Source organism: Streptomyces sp. CA-111067, assembly GCF_050956065.1.
Taxonomy (GTDB): Bacteria; Actinomycetota; Actinomycetes; order Streptomycetales; family Streptomycetaceae; genus Actinacidiphila.
Genome location: NZ_CP192103.1, coordinates 6,333,272 through 6,350,914, shown reverse-complemented (window position 1 = coordinate 6,350,914; position 17,643 = coordinate 6,333,272). Strand labels below are relative to the sequence as shown.

The 17,643-nt window shown below is 70.5% G+C and carries 13 protein-coding genes; 6 read left to right on the top strand and 7 right to left on the bottom strand.

The genetic code is table 11. The features are described from left to right. Positions 1 to 107 precede the first annotated feature (107 nt). Positions 108 to 1,301, top strand: coding sequence for a S1 family peptidase (locus ACQPW6_RS28070; RefSeq protein ID WP_433892470.1), 1,194 nt, complete (start codon positions 108 to 110; stop codon positions 1,299 to 1,301). 162 nt (positions 1,302 to 1,463) lie between these two features. Here ACQPW6_RS28070 and rhaI read toward each other — a convergent pair whose 3' ends face one another. The 6 genes from rhaI to ACQPW6_RS28040 all read right to left on the bottom strand — a co-directional run bounded on the left by rhaI (position 1,464) and on the right by ACQPW6_RS28040 (position 9,013). Beyond that, entirely contained in the window at positions 1,464 to 2,630 is a 1,167-nt protein-coding gene (gene rhaI / locus ACQPW6_RS28065) for an L-rhamnose isomerase (RefSeq protein WP_433892469.1), read from the bottom strand. Between the two features lie 72 nt (positions 2,631 to 2,702). After that, positions 2,703 to 4,157: an arabinose isomerase gene (locus ACQPW6_RS28060; RefSeq protein WP_433892468.1), complete on the bottom strand. Its 1,455-nt coding sequence runs from the start codon at positions 4,155 to 4,157 to the stop codon at positions 2,703 to 2,705. 87 nt (positions 4,158 to 4,244) lie between these two features. Beyond that, positions 4,245 to 5,321, bottom strand: a complete 1,077-nt coding sequence (locus tag ACQPW6_RS28055; protein ID WP_433892467.1) for a substrate-binding domain-containing protein — start codon at positions 5,319 to 5,321, stop codon at positions 4,245 to 4,247. Positions 5,322 to 5,371: 50 nt separating this feature from the next. Beyond that, entirely contained in the window at positions 5,372 to 6,412 is a 1,041-nt protein-coding gene (locus tag ACQPW6_RS28050; protein ID WP_433892466.1) for an ABC transporter permease, read from the bottom strand. Next, complete coding sequence (locus ACQPW6_RS28045; RefSeq protein ID WP_433892465.1) at positions 6,402 to 7,445, bottom strand: ABC transporter permease; 1,044 nt, start codon at positions 7,443 to 7,445, stop codon at positions 6,402 to 6,404. Before ACQPW6_RS28045 ends, ACQPW6_RS28050 begins: the two co-directional genes overlap by 11 nt. Beyond that, positions 7,442 to 9,013: a sugar ABC transporter ATP-binding protein gene (locus tag ACQPW6_RS28040; protein ID WP_433892464.1), complete on the bottom strand. Its 1,572-nt coding sequence runs from the start codon at positions 9,011 to 9,013 to the stop codon at positions 7,442 to 7,444. The genes ACQPW6_RS28045 and ACQPW6_RS28040 overlap by 4 nt, the downstream gene beginning before the upstream one ends. Before the next feature lie 1,249 nt (positions 9,014 to 10,262). Between ACQPW6_RS28040 and ACQPW6_RS28035 the strand changes: the two genes are divergently transcribed. From ACQPW6_RS28035 to ACQPW6_RS28020, 4 genes are all read left to right on the top strand, one after another. Beyond that, on the top strand, positions 10,263 to 11,450 hold the full coding sequence (locus tag ACQPW6_RS28035; protein ID WP_433892463.1) for a helix-turn-helix domain-containing protein: 1,188 nt from the start codon (positions 10,263 to 10,265) through the stop codon (positions 11,448 to 11,450). Positions 11,451 to 11,923: 473 nt separating this feature from the next. After that, entirely contained in the window at positions 11,924 to 12,136 is a 213-nt protein-coding gene (locus ACQPW6_RS28030; protein ID WP_433892462.1) for a hypothetical protein, read from the top strand. Between the two features lie 324 nt (positions 12,137 to 12,460). Next, entirely contained in the window at positions 12,461 to 12,802 is a 342-nt protein-coding gene (locus ACQPW6_RS28025) for a hypothetical protein (RefSeq protein ID WP_433892461.1), read from the top strand. A 26-nt stretch (positions 12,803 to 12,828) separates the two neighbouring features. Next, the gene (locus tag ACQPW6_RS28020) at positions 12,829 to 13,476 is read left to right on the top strand and encodes a hypothetical protein (protein WP_433892460.1); all 648 of its coding nucleotides are present in this window, start codon (positions 12,829 to 12,831) and stop codon (positions 13,474 to 13,476) included. Positions 13,477 to 14,370: 894 nt separating this feature from the next. Here ACQPW6_RS28020 and ACQPW6_RS28015 read toward each other — a convergent pair. Beyond that, positions 14,371 to 15,381 (bottom strand): LacI family DNA-binding transcriptional regulator, encoded by a 1,011-nt coding sequence (locus ACQPW6_RS28015; protein ID WP_433892459.1) that lies wholly within the window; start codon positions 15,379 to 15,381, stop codon positions 14,371 to 14,373. 211 nt (positions 15,382 to 15,592) lie between these two features. On the opposite strand from ACQPW6_RS28015, the gene ACQPW6_RS28010 reads away from it, so the two are divergent. Then, entirely contained in the window at positions 15,593 to 17,638 is a 2,046-nt protein-coding gene (locus ACQPW6_RS28010) for a bifunctional aldolase/short-chain dehydrogenase (protein WP_433892458.1), read from the top strand. Positions 17,639 to 17,643 lie beyond the last annotated feature (5 nt).

The following is a 17,643-nucleotide window of genomic DNA, read 5'->3' as shown; positions in this document are numbered from 1 at the left end:
TACATGCCACAACGTGCGTCCTACGATGACCCAGACGTCACAAAAGAGCGCTCTCCGCACAACACTCCCTCCAGTCTCCCTCCCCCCAAGACGGAAGAAGTAGTGTCATGAGACGCAGAATCAGCACGATCACCGCCCTGTCCGCCTTACTCGCCGCAGCCACCCTGACCGGCACCGGCGCCGTAACGGCCACCGCCGCCCCCTCCCCCACCGCGCAAGCGCCCAAAGCCGCCGCCTCCCACAGCGGAGCGTCCGAAGCCGTGATCTCCACCATGGTTCACGACCTCGGCCTCACCCGCGCCCAAGCCGAGCAGCGGCTGCAGCAGCAAGCGGCCGCCACCACGATCAGCCCCAAAGCCCAGAAAGCCGCCGGGAGTTCGTACGGCGGCTCCTGGTTCGACCAGGCCAGCGGGAAGCTGGTGGTCGCGGTCACCAGCCGCGACGCCGCTCCCGCCGTCGCGCGGACCGGCGCCGCCACCACCCTCGTCTCGCACACCGCCAAGCAGCTCAACTCCGCCAAAGCCGCCATCGACACGCTCGACAAGAAGCACAAGGCCCCGGCAGGCGTGAGCAGTTGGGGTGTCGACCTCACCTCGAACAAGGTCGTCATCGACGTGACGTCGAGCGCCGCGCACGACCCGGCCGTGCGCGCGTTCGTCGCGAGCGCGCAGAAGCAGGACACCTCGCACGCCGTCACCGTGAAAACGACCGCTTCCGCCGGTCCGACAACGCTGTCAGCCGGCACCGTCGGCGGTGACCCGTACTACAGCCACAACATCCGCTGCTCGATCGGCTTCTCGGTGATCGGCGGCTTCGTCTCGGCCGGGCACTGCTCGCAGGTGGGCGCGGCCGTCTACGGGTGGGACAACTCCTACATCGGCAACTTCCAGGCCGGCACCTTCCCGGGGAACGACTACTCCTGGGTGAACGTCGGCAGCGGCTGGTGGACGGTGAACGTCGTCCTCGGCTGGGGCACGGTCTCCGACGTGCTGGTGCACGGGTCCAACGTGGCACCGGTCGGCTCGTCGATCTGCCGGTCGGGGTCGACCTCGCACTGGCACTGCGGCACGGTCCTCGGCATGAACGAGACGGTCAACTACGCCGAGGGCAGCGTCTACGGGCTCACCGAGACCAACGTGTGCGCCGAACCCGGCGACTCCGGCGGCTCGTTCATCAGCGGCGACCAGGCGCAGGGCGTGACCTCCGGCGGGTACGGCGACTGCACCTCGGGCGGCGAGACCTGGTTCCAGCCGATCAACCCGATCCTGTCGGCGTACGGCCTCACGCTCCAGACCAGTTGACCGCGCGGAGATCCAGCACCTGACAGCGCCGAGCGGCCGGCCTCCCGAGGAGGGGAGAGGGGGCCGGCCGCCCGGCGGGGCCAGAGGTCAGGCGCCCCAACCGGCCGCCCGGCGGGGCCGAGGGTCAGGCGCCCCCAACCGCCCGCCCCACCGGGCCGCGGGTCAGGCGCCCCAGCCGGCCGCCTGGCCGCCCACCCGGGCGCTGACGATCTCGTCGGCGTAGCCCGAACGGGCATAAGCCGCCATCGGGTCCGGGTCGAGGCCCATCTCCTCCCGCAGTTCGGCCAGCAGCGGCCGGACGTCGGTGTTGTAGGCGTCCATCAGCACGCCGTTCGCGCCGAGCACGTCGCCGGCGGCCTGGGCCGCGGCCAGCGCGTCGGTGTCCACCAGCAGCACCTTCGCGGTGGCCTCCTGCACGTTCATCACCGAACGTATCTGGCCCGGGATCTTCGGCTCGATGTTGTGGCACTGGTCGAGCATGAACGCGATGCCCGAGTCGGGCGCGAGGCCGCCCGCGTTCATCACCTCGAACAGGATCCGGAACAGCTGGAACGGGTCGGCCGCGCCGACGATCAGGTCGTCGTCGGCGTAGAAGCGGGAGTTGAAGTCGAACGCGCCGAGCTTCCCCTCCCGGAGCAGGAACGCCACGATGAACTCGATGTTCGTACCCGGCGCGTGGTGGCCTGTGTCCACGCACACCTGGGCGCGCTCGCCGAGCCGCAGGCAGTGCGCGTACGAGGTGCCCCAGTCCGGCACGTCGGTGGTGTAGAAGGCCGGCTCGAACAGCTTGTACTCCAGGATCAGCCGCTGGTCGGCCGACAGCCGCTCGTACACCGCGCTGAGCGCCTCCGAGAGCCGGTCCTGCCGGGCCCTGATGTCGTCCTGGCCGGGGTAGTTGGTGCCGTCGGAGAACCACAGCTTCAGGTCGCGGGAGCCGGTCTGGTCCATCACGTCGACGCAGGCGAAGAGGTGGTCGAGCGCCTTGCGGCGGACGGCCGGGTCGGGGTTGGTGACGCTGCCGAGCCGGTAGTCGTCGTCCTGGAAGACGTTGGCGTTGATGGTGCCGAGGCTGATCCCGGCGTCCTGCGCGGCCCTGCCCAGGACGGCGTAGTCGTCGACCTCGTCCCACGGGATGTGCAGGGCCACGCTCGGCGCCACGCCGGTGTGCGCGTGCACCCGGGCCGCGTCGGCGATCTTCTCGAACGGGTCCCGGGGGACGCCCTGTTGGGCGAAGACCTTGAACCTGGTGCCGGAGTTGCCGAACGCCCACGACGGCAGTTCGATCCTCTGCGTACGGAGGATGTTCTTGGCTGCCTCACGACCTGCCATGGGCGGACCTGCTTTCCAGTTCTGACGGTTCCAGCGTTTCTTGACGGTTGTGCTCGTTCGCGCGGGCCCGGCTCATACCGCCACCTCCACCAGCTCCACGCCCAACAGGTCTGCGGTCGCCCGCAGTTGCGGCACCAGGTCGCCGACGCCGAGCGCCCAGTGGTGCGAGATGCCGGTGGCGCTCCACGCGTCCGTCCACTCGCCCGGGTCGCAGCCGAAGTCCACCCGCGAGGTGGTGTTGCCGATCGCCAGCAGCGGTCCGGGCACCACCTGGCCGGTGGAGGCGACGAACCGGAAGGCCCCGTCGCGCTGTTGGGCGATGCCGAAGGTGGTGACCGGGCCGTGCGCCACGTCGAACTCCACCGACACCCCCCAGCCGCGTTTGCCGTGGTAGACGCCGAGGCCGCGCAGCAGCGGACGGTTCTGGCTGATCTCCAGGTGCGCCGGGCCGTCGTGGCCCATCTCGACCACGTCGTCACGGAAGTTGAGCGCCTGGAGCTCGGTGAACGAGCCGCCGCCGCCGAGCCGGTCCACGATCAGCATGGCCAGCGAGGTGCGCAGCTCGTACTCGCCGGTGGTCGGCACGCCCCGCGCGGTGAGCAGCGAGGCGCCCAGGATCATGCCGGCGCCGAGCCGTTCGTGCTGCTCGCCCTCCAGACCGCGGTGGTAGTAGGCGAGGCTGTCGAGGGCGAAGTCGTCCACCAGCCGGTCGAGTCCGACCGAGACCTTCGCCGCCCAGCGGAAGTCCTCCTCCTGGACGGTCGGGTCCAGGTCGAACACCTCGCGGGCCAGCGCGATCCGCTCCTCCACCTGCGCGTCGGTGACGGCGGCGACCCGTACCCGCAGGTCGTCGAACTCCAGCACCTCCATGTGGCCGCCGAAGTTGGCCGGCACCAGCGTGAGGTCGGTGGAGACGTCGAGCATGCCGGGGTAGAGGTGGCCCATCAGGCCGTGCCGCCCGTGCCGCAGCGCGCCCCGCACCCCGGCCGCCTTGATCCAGCGGCCGATCCTGGTCCAGGCCCGCTCGTCCTCGACGTAGCCGGACACCGAGCGGAAGTCGATGCCGCAGCGCAGGAAGGCGTTGGCCATCTCAGGCAGCGGGCAGGCACCGCAGTAGGCGAGCCACTGGCCGGTGTCGAAGCTGGCGTGGTCCATCGCCTCGGTGGGCTGCAGGTTGATCAGCAGCACCGGGGCGCCGCTGCGCTGCGCGACCGGCACCAGCATCGAGGCGGTCATGTAGGTGGTGAGGAAGCCGACGATGATGTCGCAGCCCGCCACCCGCAGTTGCTCGGCGGCGCGGGCACCGTCCTGCGCGTCCGAGATGAACCCGACGTCGATCACCTCGCAGTCCAGTGCCCGCATTCGTTCCGCCACCCGGGCGGCGGAGCGGCGCAGTTGCGGCAGCAGGTCGGGGAACTGGGGCCAGTAGGCGCCGAGTCCGCCCGCGACCAGCCCGACCTTGGTCCGCCGTGGCGCGATCCGCGCCAGGCCGGACGACGGCGGGGAGGAGTGATCAGTCGTGGTCATCAGCCGGGTCCTTCTCCAGGTGCATGCGGTGGGTCATCGTCGGCGCCGGGCCGGCCCCCCATGAGCCGGCCCGGGCGCCTGCCGACATCAGAAGTTGAACTTGTCCACGTTGGTGGAGTCGAAGACGGTCGGCGGGCCGAGCACGACCGACGGGCCGACGCCGGCGGCCGGGCCGACCACCTTGTAGCTGCCGAGGGTGCCGGCCTTGAAGCTGGAGCCGGTCTGCAGGCTGGCGCTGCCGGAGGAGAGCGAGGCGGCGGCGTAACCGGCCAGGTAGCCCAGGTCGTTGGGGTTCCACAGCTCGAAGGACTTCACGGTGCCGTCGTGCACGTAGGACTTCATCTGCGAGGGCAGCCCGAGTCCGGTGAGCGTGACCTTCTTCGCCACGTCCTTGTGGTTGGACAGGTACTGCGCGGCGGTGGAGATGCCCACGGTGGTCGGCGAGATGATGCCCTTGAGGTTCGGGTACGCCGACAGCAGGCCCTGGAGCACGGTCAGCGAGGTGGCCGGGTCGTCGTTGCCGTAGACGGTGCTGACCAGCTTCATGTTCGGGTACTTGGTCAGCTGCTTCTTCATGTAGCCGATCCAGGCGTTCTGGTTGGTCGCGCTGGCGGCGGCCGACAGGATCGCGATCTGGCCGGTGCTGTTGATCTGCTTGGCCAGCAGGTCCACCTCGGAGGTGCCGATGTCGGCGGTGTCGGCCTGGTTGATGAAGAGGTGGTTGGGCTTGTCGCCGCAGGAGATGTCGGAGTCGAAGGAGACGATCTTGATGCCGGCGGTCGCGGCCTGGTTGAGCGAGGGGCACAGCGCCGACGGGTCGTTGCCGGCGATCACGATCGCGTCGGCGTGCGCCTGGATCGCGGCCTGGATGGACGGGATCTGGGCGGCGGCGGTGTCGGCGGTGCCGCTGCTGACCACGACCTTGCCGCCGAGCTCCTGGAGCGCCTTCTTGCCGCCGGCGTCGGCCAGCACCTCGTAGGGGTTCTGGGTGTCCTTGGGTATGAAGTAGACCGTCAGGCCCTTCTTGACACCGGTCGCGGTCGGCGCGCCGGTCGGGTCGGCGCTGCTGTTGGAGGAGGAGCTGCACGCCGCGAGGGTGATGCCGGCCATGGCGAGGGACACGAGTGCGGCCGCGCTGCGGCGCGCCGTTCTGCTAATGGTCACGTGACTGTCTTTCTTCCGTGGAGTGAAAGGGACTGGGAGCGCGTCGCGGGTCAACCGGCGCGCCTGGCACGGGCCCTGAGCCTGCGGACCGCCTCGCCGCTGTTGGGTACGACGACGCTGACCAGGAGCAGCGCGCCGGTGACGATGTTCTGCACCTCCGCCTTGACCCCCATCTGCGTCAGGGCCTGCTGCAGGCAGCCGACGATGACGACGGCGAGCACGACGCCGACGACGGTGCCCCGGCCGCCGAAGATCGACACGCCGCCGAGCAGCACGATGGCCACCACGTTGAGTTCCAGGCCGGTGCCGGCGTCGTAGCTGACCGAGGAGTTCTTGAGGGTGAAGAGGATGCCGGCGAAGGCGCAGAAGATGCCGGAGACCACGTACAGGCCGAACTTGATCCGGTCCACCCGGACCCCGGAGAACCGGGCGGCCTCCGGTTGCAGGCCGATCGCCACGATGGAGCGGCCCAGCGGGGTCGCGTGCAGCACCACCCCGAAGATCACCGCGAGCACCAGGAAGATCAGCGCGGACCAGGCGATCTGGGTGCCCTGTACGGGCAGTACGCCGATCTTGGTGAGCGAGGTCGGGAATCCGGTGATGGTGCGCGGCGCGAGCACGATCTCGGCCAGGCCGCGGAACAGCGTCAGGGTGCCGATGGTCACCGCGATCGACGGCAGCCCCAGTTTGGAGATCAGCAGCCCGTTCAGGGCGCCGCCGGCCGCGCCGACCGCCAGTGCCGCCGCCATCGCGGCCCAGATCGACCAGCCGTCGTGGAACAGCGAGCCCATCACCGTGCCGGACAGGCCCAGCATGGAGGCCACCGACAGGTCGATCTCGCCGGTCATCACGATCAGCGTGAGCGGCAGCGCCATGATGGCGATCTCGCCCATGTTCAGGCCGATGTAGAAGAAGTTGGTGCTGTTCATGAAGTTCGCCGACTGCTGGGAGCCGAAGATCAGCACCCCGATCAGGACGAACACCAACGCCGTTTCCCAGCGCACCAGTTCACGCCAGCGCGGCTGGCCGCCCTCGTCACTGCCGCGGTAGGAGGTGGGAGCGGCCGGCTTGGTGGTGATGTCAGGTGTCACGGTGGGCTCCCTGTGCGGACTGGAGGCTGCGGGCCACCCGCAGGCTCAGCCAGCGGTCGAAGGCGATGGCGGCCAGCAGCAGCCCGCCGGCGATCGCCTCGTTCCAGAAGGACGAGATCTTGGCGGCGACCAGCGCCTGGTTGATCGTGTTCAGCAGCAGCGCGCCGAGGGCCGCGCCGAGTACCGTGCCGCTGCCGCCGAAGATGGCGACACCGCCGACGACCACCGCGGACACCACCGTCAGCTCGTAGCCGTTGCCGCCGGTGACGTCGATCTGCGCGTGCAGGGCGAGGAACAGCGCGCCCGCGAGGCCCGCCAGTGAGCCGCTGATCAGGAACGAGGTGAACACCCGCCGCCCGGTGGGGATTCCGGCCAGCGCCGCTGCCTCCGGGTTGGAGCCGATCGCGTACAGGTCGCGGCTGGCCCGGAACGAGCGCATCGCGTAGCCGACGACGGCGACCACGACCGCCACGATGATGGCCAGCCACGGCACCCCGAGGAAGGTCCGGTAGCCCACTTCCGTGAAGGACTTGGGTATCGCGCCCGGGTCGATGGTCTTGCCGTCCACGATCACGCCGTCCACACCGCGGACGATGTAGAGCATCGCGAGCGTCACCACCAGGCTCGGTACCCGGGTGACGACGGTGATCAGGCCGTTGATCGAGCCGATCACCGCGCCGATCGCGATGCCGAGCACGTAGCCGAGCAGTACCGGGAATCCGGAGTGGTGCTTGAAGACGTCGCCGACGACGTACGCCGACAGGCCGACCACCGAGCCGACCGACAGGTCGACGTTGCGGGTGATGATCACCAGCGTCTCGCCGACCCCGAGCAGCGCGATCAGCGAGGCTCCGGTGAGGAGTTGCTGCACGCTGTGCGCGCTGGCGAAGTTGTGGTTGCTGATCGTGGTGACCACGAAGACCAGCACGATGGCGACACCGATGCCCAACTCGCGGGCCCGCAGCAAGGCGGCGCCGCGCGCGAAGCGCTGGGTGGGGGCGGCCGGCGGCGGCGCGAGGAGCTGTGCGGTCATGACGCCACCGCCGCGTAACCGGTGGCGGCGCGCATGATGGCGTCCTCGTCGGCCTCGTCGCGGCTCAACTCGGCGGTGATCCGGCCCTCGTGGAGGACCAGGACGCGGTCGGCCATGCCGAGCACCTCGGGGAGTTCGGAGGAGATCATCAGCACCGCCATGCCGTCGGCGACCAGGCCGTCGAGGATGCGGTGCACCTCGGCCTTGGTGCCGACGTCGATGCCGCGGGTCGGTTCGTCGATGATCAGCAGCGACGGCCCGCGGGCCAGCCACTTGCCGAGTACGACCTTCTGCTGGTTGCCGCCGGACAGCGTGGAGACCGGGCTCTTCATCCGGCCGAACTTCAACTGCAGCCGGTCCGCCCAGGTCGAGGCGAGTTCGCGTTCCGAGCCGCGGCGGATCAGGCCGTACCGGCGCAGCCGCACCAGCGAGGCCAGGGCCACGTTCTGGTCGATGCCCATGTCCATCACCAGGCCCTGCTGGCGACGGTCCTCGGGGACGAGGGCCACGCCGCCGGCCATGGCGGCGGCCGGCGAACCGTTCGGCAGCGCCCGGCCGTTGACCCGGACCGTGCCGGACGACCAGCGGTCGATGCCGAAGACGGCGCGGGCGACCTCGCTGCGGCCGGCCCCGACCAGACCGGCCAGGGCGACGATTTCGCCCTTGCGCACGGTGAGGCTGATGTCGTGGAACACGCCCTGGCGGGTGAGGTGTTCGACCTCCAGCACCACGTCACCGGGGTCGGTGTCGGTCTTGGGGAACAGCGCTTCCAGGTCGCGGCCGACCATGGAGCGGATGATCGAGTCCACGGTGACGTCCTCGACCGGCGCGGTGCTCACGAAGCGTCCGTCGCGCATGATCGTCACGCGCTGGCAGCTGGCGAAGACCTCTTCGAGGCGGTGCGAGATGAACAGCACGGCCGCGCCCTGCTCGCGCAGGGTGCGCATCACCTCGAAGAGCCGCTCCACCTCGACGGTGGTGAGGGCGGCGGTCGGCTCGTCCATCACCAGCACCTTGGCGTCCAGCGACAGCGCCTTGGCGATCTCCACGATCTGCTGGTCGGCGACCGACAGGCCGCGCGCCTGGCGCTGCGGGTCCAGTTGGACGCCGAGCCGGGCGAAGACCTCGGCCGCCGCCTTGTTCATGGCGTCCCGGTCGATCCGGCGGCCGGCGCGGCGCGGCTGGCGGCCCATGAAGATGTTCTCCGCGACGGTGAGGTCGGGGAACAGGGTGGGCTCCTGGTAGATGATCGACACGCCGGCCGCGCGGGAGGCGGCGGGTCCTGGCAGGACGACGGGGCTGCCGTCGATCAGCAGCCGCCCGCTGTCGGGCTGGTGCACCCCGGCGAGGATCTTCACCAGCGTGGACTTGCCCGCGCCGTTCTCCCCCAGCAGAGCGTGCGCCTCGCCCGGGTAGAGGGTGACCGACCCGTCCTCGAGGGCGCGGACGGCGCCGAAGCGCTTGGCCGCCTTCTCCAGGACGAGCAGCGGAGCTGTTTCCGCCGGGTCCGCCGGTTTCACTGGTTTCACCGGCTTCACCGGGTCCACGGGGTCTACGGGTTCGTTCATCGAGCTAGGTCCTCGCCTCGGTGTGAAGCTCTTCCGCGGTGGGCTCACGATGTGTTCCCACTCCCTGATTGAAACGATTCATCGGGGCCGACCGACGTGAGACTATGCCCTGCGTCACGTGGACGTCTAGGGCTCGACGGGAAATATCTACCTCTGCGTAGTCGGGGAGGGCTGGTGGCGGGGTGGGGCGCGCCCGTGCGGACGGGCTTTACGGGGGCCGTGGGGTGGGGGTGGCCCGGGCTTCGGGGGTGGTTTCCGCGCACGGGGGTGCGGGTGATGGGCTGTTGGCGGGGTTGGCTGAGGGCTTGTGTTCGAGGGGTGTTCGGTACGGGGGTGGGTCGGATCGCGGGTGCTGCCGGGTGGGGGTGGAGGTGTCCCCCGCCGGCGGCCGGGGCTGCTTTCGCGAGGCCGCTCGCGGGGCGGGCGAGGGCGTTCGCGCAGTTCCGGAGGCCCGGGGGTGAGTGGGCTGAAGGTCTGGACCAGGGTGGGGTGGGGGCGGTTGCGATGAGCGCGCGGTCGGCGCGCTGACGTTCTCGGTCACCCGCGCGGGGAGTGGCGGCGACCGGGGGTGGGCGGTGGTCATCGCGCGGGGGTCGGGCGGGCGTTCGGATCGGGCGGCGGTGTTCCGCCGGGCGCTGACGCCTTCCGCCGAGCTCGGAGGCCGTGCCGGCGAACGTTGCGGAGCCCGCGCGGGCCCGTTTTCACGCGCCCGCGGGAGCGTCCGGCCGCTGCTGCGGAAATCGACCCCAACTCGTCCATCTCGCCGCCCGGATGCCCGCGCGGCGACCGCCCAGAGGTAACGCATCCGAGCCGCCATCGTCGCCGAACCGTGCCGTCCCGGCCCATTGCGGAAGCTGCTCGCCGCGGTTAATCTACGAGCCCATTTTGAAACGTCTCACCCCTCCCCGGCTTGATCTCCTCCGGAGGTGGAACGGTGCCGGGGTGCGCCGGGGCCCGGCAGCCCGCCGGGATCCGCCGGCCAGGCTCGCGGGTTGACCTCCCCGGCCGGGGAGCGGGGCCCGGTACGCGCCGGGCCGCGAGCGCGGCGGGAACCCAACCGGCAGCTCATCGCGGGGAGACGCCGTGAGGCGCCCGCGAGGGCTCGGTATGGCCCGTACTCTCAAGGGCCGGTCGGCCGCGACAGCAGCCCGGGCCCACCGCTGTAGCCCTGGTGGCGTGGGGGCGAAGTGGGCGCTTCGGGATATCTGCGGGGGGTAGATTGCGGGTGTCAGACGCAACGGGAGCCACCATGCCTATTACCAGCGACACGTCCCCGGACAGTGTTGGGGCCCGTGTCCGCGAGTTCCGCCTGATCCGTGACTACTCCCTCGCTGAGCTGGGGCGACGTGCTCATGTCTCCACCAGCCAGCTTTCCCGTATCGAGAATGGTAACCAGCCGCCGAGCGAATCTGTGCTCTCCTCCGTCGCCCGCGTCCTCGGAGTAAGCGTGTCCGTTCTGCGGGGTCAGCCCTATATGGAAACCCTTCATCGCGATCAGCTCGACTCGCTGCTTCAGCCCATCGGCACGGCTTTCGACGACTGGGACATGGCGCTGGACGACGGGCCGCCACCACGCGCGCTGGACGTTCTAGAGAGCGATGTGCGGCGCATCCGTACTCTGCGAGCGGAGGCCGCGTTCACCGAGATCGCCGACCAACTGCCCGGGCTGATCTCCGAACTCGCGCTCGTAACGCAACTCCACCACGCAGGACGGGACCGCGAGCGGGCCTACGCGGCACAGGCCGAGATCTCGCGCACGGCAGCGATCGTCGCTTACCGCACCGGGTACATGGATCTGGCCCGCCTCGCCCTCGTCCGCATGGCTATCGCGGCTCCGCAGTCTGGCGATCCTCGGCAGGTTGCCATTGAGAGGTACGAGCGCGCTCAGATAGCTGCGGACAGTTCACGTCTTGACCGTGGTGTGTCCATGATGGTGCACGCTCTGCGGGACCTGGATGACGACGGTGAGCAGGCGACCCGGGCTGTCCGTGGCACTCTGCAACTGCGCGCTGCGACACTCTCCGCCCGGCGGGGCGACAAGGCCGGCGCGGCGAGTTGGTTGGGTGAGGCGGCTGAATTGGCCCATGCAACAGGAGAGACCCGGGACTACACGCTGGCGTTCGGTCCGCTCAGCGTCCGACTGCACGAGATCTCGGCCGCCGCTGACCAGAACGACTACGATGCCGCGCTCGATGTCGCCGACCAGGTGCGCCTGCCGGAGGACTACCCTCCGACGCGCGCAGCGCATTTCTGGATCGACCGTGCGCACGCCGAGGTGTGGACGGCGCGGCCGGGCAAGGCGTTCTCGTCACTGCTGGAGGCGCGGGATGTCTCCCCGCAGTTGACGCGGTATCACCACTCGGTGCGCGAGACGATGGCGACGCTGCTGCGCGCCCGTCAGCGAGCGGGTGATGAGCTGCGCGAGTTCGCTTTATAGTGCGGCATTTAGCACGCCGCCGATTCCACGGTCAAGGCCCTGGCTTCCCCACCTTGGGGAAATCAGGGCCTTGTTGCGTTGGCACGCTGATTCGTGAAAGGGACCCCCGCGACCGTGCGACCGGCCCGGGGGCGTGGACTACCTGAGGAGCAGGCAGCCGTGAAGTGTTTATCACGACTTCTCGAACGTATGACGGTCCTACCGCTGGCGCCTCGTACTCCCGGCCGGCACAGCTGCACCGATCAGCAGGCTGCCATGGGTGAGGGTGCTCGGCGGGGTTGGCGGGTGGATGTGGCGGCCGGACGGGTGCGGCGGAGTCGGAGGCGCGGCAAGGTCCCCCCGGGGGAGTCCTGGCGGCCGCAGCCTCGGGCGCGTGGCGCCTGGTTCGCACCGCAGGAGTGGGAGGACACCGGCGCGCTCGTCCGCCCCTACGTATCCGGGCTGAGCGATCCGTCGATGCAACGGGGCTTGGAGTGAGCGGCCACGCGACGTTCCGAATCCCGGTCGGCGCCACAGTGCGGGATCTGGCGACCGGACGCGTGGGAATCCTCCGGGCTTTCATGGATCCGGGTGATCCGTATGGCAACGTGCCGCGTCTTCGGACGGGAATGCTGGCCTACCTCATTCCTGCCGGTGGCGGGGTCGAGTGGACCACCGATCCTGATCGGCTGGAGCGGGTGAAGTGACGTACCGGCCCGGAACCATGTCCCGGGCCTGGCGAATCACGGCGTGAGCCCGTAGCGGTTCTGTGTCCTTTGCCGTCCGCTAAGGGGTCATGTTGTCGGCGGAAAAGCAGCACCAACCGAAATCAAGTGTAAGGACGGTTCGTGGGAATGAAGCGAAACAGGTTATGGGGCAGCGGTGTGGCCGTCGCGGTGGCGGCCGGCCGTCGGTTGTTCCGTCGGGGCGAGCTTCCCGCACGGGGTGCCGGAGATCTGTGGCCGGGCGTGCGTGGTCGGGGGCAGGAGCGGTGCGGGGATCAGGCTGATCTCCCGGGCAGCTTGGTGGCTTTGGCGCTGCTGATGGGTGGTGGTCGTCCCGACATCGAGGAGATGCCGGAGATGGTCATCGACTGTGCGCTGGGGTGGCATACGACCGGTGACCATTTCGGGTTCGTCCGCGAACTGGAATGGCAGGGTGCCGATTCTCTGTGGGGTCGCTGGGAACGTGGCAACACCGCCGTGCAGTCCCTGGTGCCGATGCTGTTGTGCCCGCACAGGCGGGACGCCGGGAAGTATCTCTGCGCCCGGATCGCCGATCACCAGGGCGGGCACGACTGGCAGTTGACGGAGGACTGGATCTTGTCGCAGGACATCGCTACCGACGAGTTCCTGACCGCCCGGCAGAGCTGACGGCTCGAAAAACCCAAGGAAAGCGTATGCCCGAAACACACGTCCGGCCCCAACTGGTGTGGGGGCCGAAGAAACTGCCGGTGCCGTTCGCTGCCGCGTGGAGCGGTGAGGAGCCGGACATCAGCCGGTTGATCGCCCGGCCCTTCGGGGCGGGGCTCGCCTACAGCGACGAGCAGCCCGAGGACCGGGACGAGCAAGGGGTGTTGTGGGCGCGGCTCTCGATCGCGCCGGGGTCGGGGCGGCCGGTCTTCGAGGCCATGCACTCCGTCCGCCAGCGGGAGGCGATGCTGCACCGGCTGTGCCAGGTGTGCGGCAAACCCGCCGAACGCACCGAGCAGGGCTGGCTGTTCCTGTCCCAGTACACCGAACTCACCCGCGCGCTCCAGGACTCGCCCGACCAGGGCTTCACCTCCAAGCCCCCGATCTGCCCGCCCTGCGCGAGGCTCGCGGTCCGGCTGTGCCCGCACCTGACCGACCCCGTTGTCATCGCCAGCGCCAACCCCCGGGTGTGGGGGGTGTCCGGCGGCTTCTACGTCCCCAACCACGACTCCAAAGCCGTGCCGTACCCGAAGGACGACAACCTCCCCTACCACCAACACCCCGACGCCGAACGCTGGTTCCTAGCCTCCCAACTCATCGTCCACCTCACCAGGTGCACACCGGCAGCGATCTGAGCGCCTGCGACAAGCAGGCAGCGCACCTGTCTGCGGGTGCGCTGCCTGCGGCGTTTCCGCCTGCCGGAGAGCTTGCGTGCTCGGTGGGGTGGCGGCGCGGGGGCGGCCGGCCCCCGGCGTCTGCTGCTCCGCCGGCGGCCTACCCCCGACTACCGCCGGAATCGGACCGAGCACGCAGTTCCCCGCGCCCCCCGGAAACCCACCGCCCCGGCTGCGGCCCGCCCCCGACCATCCGCCGGCATTGGGCTGAGCGCGCAGTTCCCCGCGCCCCTGCCGGGGCCCGATCACCGCTGCCCGGACGCGCCCTGAAGGGGCGCGAGGAACGGCGCGACAAGCCACGTACCGGGGCGGCAGCCGCAAACTCCCCCAAGGGGCACCCCCAGGGGCGCGAGGAACGGCGCGACCAGCCACCCACCGGGCGGCACCCGAAAACTCGGCCCAGGGGGCACCCCCTCAGGGGCGCGGGGAACTGCGCCACGAGCCACGAACCGGGCGACAGCCGAAAACCCAGCCCAGGGGGCACCCCCTCAGGGGCGCGGGGAACTGCGCGACCAGCCACCCACCGGGCGGCACCCGAAGAATCGGACCAAGGGGCAACCCCCAGGGGCGCGGGGAACTGCGCCACAAGCCACCCACTGGAGCGCAGGCCGGGGGCACCGTGAGCACCGTGAAAGCGCCGAACCGGCAGGCCCTCCCCGCCCGGGAGCGGGACCCGCCGCACGCCGACGCGCGGTGCAACGCCCGGGGCCCGCCGCACGCCGACGGCCAAGGCAACGCGCCAACCCGCCAGGCCGGGAACGCCATGCCGGGCACGTACCGGCCCACCCAGCAGCCCCCGGGCCCCCGGGCACCCGGGGCACCTGGACCGCCCCCCAAGCCCCCGGGGCACCCGGATCAGCGGGCCCGCAAGCTCGACCCCCGCACCACCAGCTCCGGCTGAAGCACCACCTGCCGGTGCTCGTGCGCGTCCGCCTCCGTGCCCGTCTCGGACATCAGCATCTCCGCCGCCAACCGGCCCATCGCCGCCGCAGGTTGGCGGACCGACGTCAGCGGGACGGCCGCCGCCGCGGCGAACTCGATGTCGTCGTAGCCGACGATCGCCATGTCCTGGGGGACGCTGATGCCCGCCGCGAACAGCGACTGGAGGACGCCGAGCGCCAGCAGGTCGTTCGCGCAGAAGACGGCGGTCGGGCGGGGGGAGAGGCCGAGGAGGCGGGCGCCGGCGTCGCGGCCGGCGGCGACGTCGAGGCGCTCGGCGGAGACGTCGGTCAGCGCCTCCGGCGGCAGTCCCGCCGCGGCGAGAGCGGACAGCGCGCCGGCGCGCCGGTCGCGGACCTGGGGGAGTTCGGACGGGCCGCCGATGTAGACGATCGCGCGGTGGCCGGCCGCGATGAGGTGCTGCGCGGCGAGCCGGCCGCCGACCACGTCGTCGACAGACACCGAGCACCCGTTGTCGTCGCCCGCCACCCGGTCCACCAGGACGAACGGGATGTGCTGCCCGCGCAGCACGTCCAGGCTGCGCCCGGTGGGGTCGGCCGGGGTCACCAGCACGCCGCGGACCCGGTGTTCGGCGAACAGCGACAGGTAGTCGATCTCCTCGCTCACGCTCTGCGCGCTGTTGCAGACCATCACGACCAGGCCGGCCTGCCGCGCGGCGCGCTCGGCGCCGCCCGCGACGGCGACGAAGAAGGGGTTGCCCATGTCGAGGACGAGCAGCGCCATGATCCGGCTGGCGCCCGCCCTCAACTGCCGGGCGGATTCGCTGCGTACGTAGCGGAGCCTGCTGATCACCGACTGGACCCGGGCCCTGGTCTCCTCCGACACCGTTTCCGGCCGGTTGATCACATTGGACACCGTGCCGACCGATACGCCGGCCTGGCGCGCCACCTCTTTGATCCCCACCATGGGTCCACACTCCGTCACTGCCGCAGCCAGTGTGCAACGCGCCCGGGCCGGTCGCTCCCCCGGTCGAATGCTCGTCGAGCCGAGTCTGAACCCGTGCTTGAACCTATTCAATCACACGCTGATCCATTGACAGTGGTGGTTGCTGACACTAGGGTGAGCCTGATTTATGAATCGATTCATCATAGATTGACGTCAGCGCAAAGGACACGACATGGCCACCGCCCCGCATCCCGTCGTCGGCGCACTGCTCGCCCGCTCGAACCGGCTCGGCGCCGATCCGCGCAACACGAACTACGCCGGCGGCAACACCTCGGCCAAGGGCAGCGCGGCCGACCCGGTCACCGGCGCCGACACCGAGCTGATGTGGGTCAAGGGATCGGGCGGCGACCTCGGCACGCTCACCGGGCCGGGCCTCGCGGTGCTGCGGCTGGACCGGCTGCGCGCGCTGGTGGACGTCTACCCGGGCGTGGAGCGCGAGGACGAGATGGTCGCCGCGTTCGACTACTGCCTGCACGGCAAGGGCGGCGCCGCCCCGTCCATCGACACCGCCATGCACGGCCTGGTGGACGCCCCGCACATCGACCACCTGCACCCCGACTCCGGCATCGCGCTGGCCTGCGCCGCCGACGGCGAGGCGCTCACCAAGGAGTGCTTCGGGGACGCGGTGGTCTGGGTGCCCTGGCGGCGGCCCGGCTTCCAACTCGGCCTGGACATCGCCGCGGTGAAGGCCGCGCACCCCGAGGCGATCGGCTGCGTGCTCGGCGGCCACGGCATCACCGCATGGGGCGCGACCAGCGAGGAGTGCGAGGCCAACTCGCTGCGGATCATCCGTACCGCCGAGGAGTTCCTGGTCCGGCGGGGCAAGGCCGAGCCGTTCGGCCCGGCGCTCGACGGCTACCAGCCGCTGCCGTCCGCCGAACGCGCCACCCGCGCCGCCGCGTTGGCCCCGGTGATCCGCGGACTCGCCTCCGCCGACCGCCCGCAGGTCGGCCACTTCACCGACAGCGACGTGGTGCTGGACTTCCTCGCCCGCGCCGAACACCCCCGGCTGGCCAAGCTCGGCACGTCCTGCCCCGACCACTTCCTCCGCACCAAGGTCCGCCCGCTGGTCCTCGACCTGCCGCCGACCGCGCCGCTGAACGAGGCGGTCGCCCGGCTGCGCGAACTGCACGCGGAGTACCGGGACGAGTACGCCGCCTACTACCAGCGGCACGCCACCGGGGACTCCCCCGCCATGCGCGGCGCCGACCCGGCGATCGTGCTGGTCCCCGGGGTCGGGATGTTCTCGTTCGGCAAGGACAAGCAGACCGCACGGGTGGCGGGCGAGTTCTACGTCAACGCGATCAACGTGATGCGCGGCGCCGAGGCCGTCTCGACGTACCGGCCGATCGAGGAGTCGGAGAAGTTCCGCATCGAGTACTGGGAGTTGGAGGAGGCCAAGCTGCGCCGGATGCCGAAGGCGAAGCCGCTGGCCACCCGGATCGCCCTGGTGACGGGGGCCGGATCCGGTATCGGCAAGGCCATCGCGCACCGGCTCGTCGCGGAGGGCGCGTGCGTGGTGGTCGCCGACCTCAACGGTGACAACGCGGCCGCGGTGGCCGAGGAGTTGGGTGGCCCGGACAAGGCCGTCGCGGTCACCGTCGACGTGACGTCCGAGGAGCAGATCGCGGCGAGCTTCGCACAGGCGCTGCTGGCGTTCGGCGGGGTGGACCTGGTGGTCAACAACGCGGGCATCTCGATCTCCAAGCCGCTGCTCGACACCACGGCCAAGGACTGGGACCTCCAGCACGACATCATGGCTCGCGGCTCGTTCCTGGTCTCCCGGGAGGCCGCCCGGGTCATGATCGAGCAGGGCCTCGGCGGCGACATCGTCTACATCGCGTCCAAGAACGCGGTGTTCGCCGGCCCGAACAACATCGCGTACTCCGCGACGAAGGCCGACCAGGCGCACCAGGTCCGGCTGCTGGCAGCCGAGTTGGGCGAGTACGGCATCCGCGTCAACGGCATCAACCCCGACGGCGTCGTCCGCGGCTCCGGCATCTTCGCGGCCGGCTGGGGCGCGCAGCGCGCGGCGGTCTACGGCGTGGAGGAGTCGAAGCTCGGCGAGTTCTACGCCCAACGCACCCTCCTGAAGCGGGAGGTGCTCCCGGAACACGTCGCGAACGCCGTCTTCGCCCTGACCGGCGGCGACCTCACCCACACGACGGGCCTCCACGTCCCGGTGGACGCGGGCGTCGCGGCGGCGTTCCTGCGCTAGCGAGC

Coding starts and splice junctions, on each gene's coding strand:
- ACQPW6_RS28070 (WP_433892470.1), top strand. CDS start 108: ATGAGACGCAGAATCAGCACGATCACCGCCCTGTCCGCCTTACTCGCC.
- rhaI (WP_433892469.1), bottom strand. CDS start 2,630: ATGGCAGGTCGTGAGGCAGCCAAGAACATCCTCCGTACGCAGAGGATC.
- ACQPW6_RS28060 (WP_433892468.1), bottom strand. CDS start 4,157: ATGACCACGACTGATCACTCCTCCCCGCCGTCGTCCGGCCTGGCGCGG.
- ACQPW6_RS28045 (WP_433892465.1), bottom strand. CDS start 7,445: ATGACCGCACAGCTCCTCGCGCCGCCGCCGGCCGCCCCCACCCAGCGC.
- ACQPW6_RS28040 (WP_433892464.1), bottom strand. CDS start 9,013: ATGAACGAACCCGTAGACCCCGTGGACCCGGTGAAGCCGGTGAAACCA.
- ACQPW6_RS28035 (WP_433892463.1), top strand. CDS start 10,263: ATGCCTATTACCAGCGACACGTCCCCGGACAGTGTTGGGGCCCGTGTC.
- ACQPW6_RS28020 (WP_433892460.1), top strand. CDS start 12,829: ATGCCCGAAACACACGTCCGGCCCCAACTGGTGTGGGGGCCGAAGAAA.
- ACQPW6_RS28015 (WP_433892459.1), bottom strand. CDS start 15,381: ATGGTGGGGATCAAAGAGGTGGCGCGCCAGGCCGGCGTATCGGTCGGC.
- ACQPW6_RS28010 (WP_433892458.1), top strand. CDS start 15,593: ATGGCCACCGCCCCGCATCCCGTCGTCGGCGCACTGCTCGCCCGCTCG.